Annotated in this window: 8 protein-coding genes and 1 pseudogene; 4 read left to right on the forward strand and 5 right to left on the reverse strand. The window is 30.9% G+C overall.

Annotated elements, in window-relative coordinates; all coding sequences use genetic code 11:
- Positions 1-106: 106 nt before the first annotated feature.
- The 4 genes and pseudogenes from ABXT64_RS12840 to ABXT64_RS12855 all read right to left on the reverse strand — a co-directional run bounded on the left by ABXT64_RS12840 (position 107) and on the right by ABXT64_RS12855 (position 2,835).
- Positions 107-648: pseudogene (locus tag ABXT64_RS12840) on the reverse strand (aquaporin).
- Positions 649-911: 263 nt separating this feature from the next.
- Positions 912-1,535 carry a TIGR00730 family Rossman fold protein gene (locus tag ABXT64_RS12845; RefSeq protein WP_443633336.1) on the reverse strand — a complete coding sequence of 208 codons (624 nt, stop codon included), beginning with the start codon at positions 1,533-1,535 and terminating at the stop codon, positions 912-914.
- Complete coding sequence (gene prmC, locus ABXT64_RS12850) at positions 1,495-2,346, reverse strand: peptide chain release factor N(5)-glutamine methyltransferase (protein ID WP_443633337.1); 852 nt, start codon at positions 2,344-2,346, stop codon at positions 1,495-1,497. The genes ABXT64_RS12845 and prmC overlap by 41 nt, the downstream gene beginning before the upstream one ends.
- Before the next feature lie 3 nt (positions 2,347-2,349).
- A complete protein-coding gene (locus ABXT64_RS12855) occupies positions 2,350-2,835 on the reverse strand; it encodes a GNAT family N-acetyltransferase (RefSeq protein ID WP_443633338.1) in 486 nt (161 codons plus the stop codon).
- A 27-nt stretch (positions 2,836-2,862) separates the two neighbouring features.
- Here ABXT64_RS12855 and ribD point away from each other — a divergent pair, with 27 nt between their 5' ends.
- Genes ribD through ABXT64_RS12875 form a run of 4 tightly spaced genes read left to right on the forward strand, consistent with a single transcriptional unit; the run spans position 2,863 to position 6,016 of the window.
- The gene (gene ribD, locus ABXT64_RS12860) at positions 2,863-3,906 is read left to right on the forward strand and encodes a bifunctional diaminohydroxyphosphoribosylaminopyrimidine deaminase/5-amino-6-(5-phosphoribosylamino)uracil reductase RibD (protein ID WP_443633339.1); all 1,044 of its coding nucleotides are present in this window, start codon (positions 2,863-2,865) and stop codon (positions 3,904-3,906) included.
- Positions 3,899-4,516, forward strand: a complete 618-nt coding sequence (locus ABXT64_RS12865) for an HAD family hydrolase (protein WP_443633340.1) — start codon at positions 3,899-3,901, stop codon at positions 4,514-4,516. Before ribD ends, ABXT64_RS12865 begins: the two co-directional genes overlap by 8 nt.
- 18 nt (positions 4,517-4,534) lie before the next feature.
- On the forward strand, positions 4,535-5,404 hold the full coding sequence (locus ABXT64_RS12870; RefSeq protein ID WP_443633341.1) for an EamA family transporter: 870 nt from the start codon (positions 4,535-4,537) through the stop codon (positions 5,402-5,404).
- Positions 5,405-6,016 carry an IMPACT family protein gene (locus tag ABXT64_RS12875; RefSeq protein ID WP_443633342.1) on the forward strand — a complete coding sequence of 204 codons (612 nt, stop codon included), beginning with the start codon at positions 5,405-5,407 and terminating at the stop codon, positions 6,014-6,016.
- Positions 6,017-6,021: 5 nt separating this feature from the next.
- On the opposite strand, the gene ABXT64_RS12880 is transcribed toward ABXT64_RS12875, so the two are convergent.
- Positions 6,022-6,423: an acyl-CoA thioesterase gene (locus tag ABXT64_RS12880; RefSeq protein WP_443633343.1), complete on the reverse strand. Its 402-nt coding sequence runs from the start codon at positions 6,421-6,423 to the stop codon at positions 6,022-6,024.
- Positions 6,424-6,526 lie beyond the last annotated feature (103 nt).

Genomic DNA, 6,526 nt, shown 5'->3' on the forward strand with positions numbered 1-6,526 from the left:
CTACAAATACTTTTGCTTATTAACTTGTATAAAAAAATGATGAAAATATTAAAAATAAAAGGCCTCCAATTGGAAGCCTTTTTAAAAAAACACATAATAATAACATTTAATCATCTATAAAGACCTTTCTTACCAAGGCTGCAAATAATCCATCCGCTATTGGAGCAACTATAAATAGCCAAAATTGACACATTGCCATACCTCCTGCAAATAATGCTGGTCCTAAACTACGTGCCGGATTTACTGAAGTTCCTGTAATAAGATGACTACAAAATGAATTAAAGCCAGTGAAATACCAATAGCTAATCCTGCCATTTAGAGGTGATGCCTTAGCTGCTGTCGTTCCAAAAATGACCATTAAGAATAAAATGTAAATACAAATTCAGAAATTAAAGCTGCTTGCATAGAATAGTTTCCTAAATAACCTTCACCCCATCCATTAATACCTAAACCCCATTCTGGCATTACAAAACCGTCTCCATTAGTTAGGATTAAATACAATACTCCTGCTGCTATTATAACACCTATACATTTTACTATTACATAACCAATGGTGTCTTTCATTGATAATTTACCCGCTGCAAGCATAGCAATCGATATTGCTGGATTTATGTGACAACCAGAGATTGGACCAATGGTATAAGCCATAGCAACGACTGCTAACCCAAAAGCCAAAGAAATCCCTAATAGCCCTTAACCTGCAGGGCCTGCGGCAGATATGCCTACTACAGTTGCAGCACCACATCCAAATAAAACTAAAGCAAAAGTTCCAAATACTTCTGCAAAATACTTTTTTGATGAATTCAACTAATATATTTAATGGTTAATACGCTTCAATATAAAAATAATTAAAAAGTTTCAGCAGTATTAATTAGAAAATAAAAAATGCTATTAGCTTAAAATCCATGATTTTACGTTCTATCGCTATTTAACCACTTTGGTGATTTAGGATCTTTAAACTCTGACATCTTTTTTAATAATAAATCTATTGATGAATCTACGATTAGTAAATTGTAATTATCCATCGATAAAAAACCTTTACGTACCATGTTTTCTAATAACTTTAATAAGTCATCATAGAAATGATTAATATTTAATAATCCTATTGGTTTTTTGTGCAAGCCTAATTGCAACCAAGTTAGTATTTCAAATAGTTCTTCTAGAGTTCCTATGCCACCTGGCAACGCTATAAAACCATCACTAATCTCCTGCATCTTAAGCTTTCGCTCATGCATATTATTAGTAGTTATAAGTTCTGTAAGACCCAAATGGACTACTTCTTTTAATTTTAAGAACTCAGGAATCACTCCTATAACCTTGCCTTTATTATCTAATGCCGTTTGAGCTATTATACCCATAATACCAATTTTAGCAGCTCCATATACTAATGTGATATTTTTTTTAGCAAATGTAATTCCTAATTGTTCCGAAGCTTCTATTATTGCATTATCGTTCCCTTCACGACTTCCACAAAAAACACAAATTTTATTTAAATCAACCATCTTTTCTACATTTAACCATTCGGTCTTTTCCAAACATATCTTTTTTAATATCAACATCTTTAAACCCTTTGTTTTTAAGAAGTTGTTTCATATCATTACCAAGGTATTCATTTATTTCGAAATAAAGGCAACCCTCTGGTAATAAATACGTTTGAGCTAATGAAGCTATCTTTTCATAAAATAATAAAGGATCGTTATTTTCTACAAACAATGCCAAACCTGGCTCATGTTTTAATACATTATTTTTCATTGCTTCTTTTTCTGAAATCCGCACATAAGGTGGGTTAGAAACAATAATATTATATTTTTGAGGCAATTGATTCCCTTTTAAAATATCTTCTTTTAAAAAGGTGATATCTACCTTATTTATAAGCGTATTTTCCTTAGCAACAGACAGCGCTTTTTCAGAAACATCTAAAACAGAAACCCTTGCATTCTTTATATTATACGCTAATGAAATTCCAATACATCCACTTCCTGTACCTATATCTAAGATGCTTATTTTTTCAGTATCCTTAAAATCATTTATAATCCAATCAACCAATTCTTCTGTTTCTGGGCGTGGGATTAACACATCTTGATTTACAATAAAGGGCAAACTATAAAATTCTGTTTTACCCAATATATATTGAATAGGTTCGAAATCTTTCAGCCTTTTAATTGTATTTTTAAATTGCTCTATGTTTTTGTCTGAAAGCAATGTATCAGGCTTTAAAACAGTCTCAATTCGAGATAGATTTAAATATTCTTCGGAAAGAATAGAAAAAAAAGATTGTACCTCTTCCGAAGGATATAAATCAATCAATGAATCTTGAAATTCACTTTTAAGTTCTCGTATCGTCAAAATCTATATATTTTTAATCATGTGTACTGTACAAGAAAAATGCCCTGTATCACCCATTGGACCGTCCAAATCTTCAAATCCATTTCGTTTGTACAATTTTTGAGCAGCATCCATATAAGGCATGGTCTCTAAATAACATTGATTAAATCGATGTTTTTTAGCTAGCTCTAAACAAGATTCAATCATTTGTTTGCCTAGTCCTTTACCTCTAGCTTCAGGTAAGAAGTACATTTTTTGAAGTTCACATACATTCCCTTCAAAATTATCTAACTGAGAAAAACCGCAGCCTCCAATAATTTTATCTTCAAATTCAATCACAAAATAAGCCGCTCTTGGTTTTTGATATACATCATAAAGCATATCTAATGTTTTATCTGCATAAGCCGTTCCAACCTTTGGAACTCCAAAGTCAATTAACACTTGACGTATCACTTTGGCAATCTTAGGATTATCTTTTTTTAAAATAGGACGAATAAATGCTGTGCTCATATAAATGATTCCTTGTATTTTTACCCTGTGAATATACATGAAAAATATATGTCTCGTTGCATTGAACTTGCAAAAAAAGGGCTTGGATCTACCTATCCAAATCCTTCTGTAGGCTGCGTTATTGTATATGACAACAAAATAATAGGAGAAGGATTTACTTGCCCCTATGGAGGTAATCACGCAGAAGTGAATGCCATTCAATCGGTTACTGAAAAATCACAATTATCAGAATCGACCTTGTATGTAACCCTAGAACCATGCTCACATTTTGGTAAGACACCTCCTTGTAGTGATCTAATAGTAGAACATAAAATTCCAACCGTTTATATCGGATGTAAAGACGACAATGAATTAGTTGCAGGAAAAGGAATAGAAAAATTAACTAAAGCAGGTTGTCAAGTTCAAGTGGGAGTTTTAGAGCCAGAATGCAAAGAACAGCACAAACGCTTTTTCACCTTTCAGAATAAAAAACGTCCTTATATTATTTTAAAATGGGCGCAATCTAAGGATGGGTTCATTGCTCCTTCAGAAGCGCTTAGAAAGGATAAAAAACCGGTATGGATCACTAATAAGAAATCTAGACAATTAGTTCATAAGTGGCGTGCTCAAGAACATGCAATACTTGTTGGAACCAACACGGTGTTGCAAGACAATCCAAGTTTAACCACAAGAGATTGGGAAGGCAACTCCCCCATTCGAGTGATTATTGATAGAACATTGAAAATTTCTGAAAATTATTCAGTGTATAACAATCAAGCCAAGACAATCATCATCACAGAAAAAGAAGGTGAGACTAAAGAAAACTTGTGTTATGAAACCATTGATTTCTCTAAACCCATCGCACAACAAATCTGTACTGTTTTATTTCATCATCAAATTGTATCTCTAATTGTTGAAGGAGGAGCAAAAACCCTTCAAACTTTTATTAATGAAAATAGTTGGGATGAGGCACGAAAATTTATTGGCGAATTAGAATTTAATGAAGGTGTTAATGCTCCGATTATAAAAGGTGAAATATCTTCCGAAGAAAAAATACTGACGGATCTTTTACACTATATTAATAATGATTAAAACGCTGATATTCGACTTTGGAGATGTGTTTATTAACTTAGACAAACAAGCAACCTATCGAGAATTAATAAAGCTTGGCTTAAGTTCTTTTTCAGAAGAAATGCTAGCAACTAATACATTGTATGAAGCAGGTAAAATATCAAGTTCAACGTTTGTTTCCTATTATCAGCAAAATTTTCCAACGACAACTAAGAAACAATTAGAAACGGCATGGAATGCTATTATTTTAGATTTTCCAGCGCATCGACTTCAATTTATAGAAGATTTAGCTAAAAAAAGTCAATATCAACTTATTCTATTAAGTAACACAAATGAATTGCATATTAAAAAAGTAATTGAAAATATGGGAATTGAACGCTATAAACGATTTAAAAAATCATTTCATCAATTTTACTTATCACATGAAATACAGTTACGAAAGCCAGAAAAAGAAATTTATCAATTTGTTTTAGATGCCAATTCTTTAAAAGCAAATGAATGTTTATTTATTGATGATACTTTTGAAAATACTGAAGCTGCTAAAGCAGCAGGAATCCATGTTTGGAATAATAATCCATTAGCCGATGACATTGTACATTTGTTTCAAGAGAAAAAAGATATATTTGAATAATTCTTAATCTAAACTCCATTGATCTATTTACTATTTTGTGTCTTATCATCTACATTAATCTTTGTAGTTTTTAAGTTGTTTGAACGTTTTAAAATAAACATTCTTCAAGCAATTACTGTAAACTATATTACTGCATTTATTACAGGTATTATTGTGTATGATCAAGTAGTATCAATTTCACAATTAGTTAATTTCAATTGGTTTTATTATACTCTTTTTTTAGGAATTCTTTTCATTATTATATTCTTCTTAATGGCTATTACTACTCAAAAAGGAGGCCTTTCAGTAGTTTCTATCGCTACAAAAATGAGTATGGTGATTCCTATTCTTTTCGGCCTTTTTTATTATAAAGAAGATGCAGGAGCTTTAAAGATAATCGGAATTATTCTCGCTTTAATTGCTGTTTATTTTTCTTCCCTAAAAGCTAAAAGCAGCATTACAGTTCATAAAAAATATTTAATCTATCCTGTTCTTGTATTTATGGGGAGCGGCATAATTGATACTAGCTTAAAATTTTTAGAAGATAGTTTTGTAGCTAAAAATGATGTCCCATTATTTTCTGCCACTATATTTTTAACCGCAGCTATCATAGGAATTATTATAATTGCTGTAAAATCTATAAGAGGTGGTTTTAAAATTGAGTTTAAAAATATTATTGCAGGAGTATTTTTAGGAATCCCTAATTATTTTTCGATATACTTTTTACTTCAAGCGTTGCGAAGTGAAGGTTTTGAAAGCTCTGATATATTTACTTTAAATAATGTTGCTGTTGTAATGTTATCCACAATCATAGGTATTTTATTATTTAAAGAAAAATTAATTCCGAAGAATTGGATTGGAATATTTCTTGCCATCCTCAGTATTCTGTTTATATTTATTTCGAATTAAATGGAACCAACAAAAGACACTTACAATACAATTACATCTCCTTCAAAAGAGGTTATTTTTAAAGATCGAGGTAGTAAATTTTATGGATATGCATTTCCAGTAAAGACAGAAGTTGAAATAAAAGAACATATTGAAAACTTAAAGAAATCTCACTTTAATGCAAGACACTGGTGTTATGCTTGGCAATTAGGCAAAGAATACAACCAATATAGAGCCAATGATGATGGAGAACCTTCTAATAGTGCAGGAATGCCCATATATGGTCAATTACAATCATTTAACCTAACGAACACATTAATCGTAGTGGTTCGTTATTTTGGAGGAACAAAGCTTGGAGTTGGCGGATTGATACAAGCCTATAAAACTGCAGCTCAATGGGCACTAGAAGAATCTAAGATTATTGAAAAAACAATAGACGTTCATTTTAAATTGTTATTTGATTATCCTGAAATGAATATAGTGATGCGAATTGTTAAAGATCAGAATCTTAAAATTATTCATCAGAAACTAGAATTAAATTGTGAGTACACCTTATCAATTCGATTGAAAGATGCCGATCGAATTTTTAATGTATTTGACAACACCTATAAAGTAGAAATTAAAAAATTATAGAACTTTTATTGCTCTATTAATTTATCTAATAAATAGGAAGGAGCCTTCATTAATTTATTTGTCAAACTATTTATAAAAACCAACGTTGTTGAAGCTTCTATTAAAAGTTTACCTTCTTGGTTGTGGATTTCATAATAGAATTCTATCTTAACGGAAGGGATTTTTTTTAATGTGGTCGTAATTGTAATGATATCATCATATAATGCAGGATTTTTATAATCAATATTTAAATTCACAACAGGCAAATGCACATTGTTTTCTTCCAAATATTTATAGGTAAATCCTAGCTCCCTAAGCCACTCTGTTCGCCCTTGTTCTAAGTATTCAGCGTAATTACCGTAGTAGACAATTCCCATTTGGTCAGTCTCTCCATATCGGACTCTTAAATTTGTATATGTTTTTTTCAAAATAATTTATAAGAATAAGAAAGTTTTGTTGTAGTTTTAACATAACGGGAATATGATGAAAAAAAACTAATAATTCAATAGGCAAAGTATTTTTTTTTTAACT

It is taken from the genome of Candidatus Marifrigoribacter sp. Uisw_064 (genome assembly GCF_047730175.1).
GTDB lineage: Bacteria > Bacteroidota > Bacteroidia > Flavobacteriales > Flavobacteriaceae > Marifrigoribacter.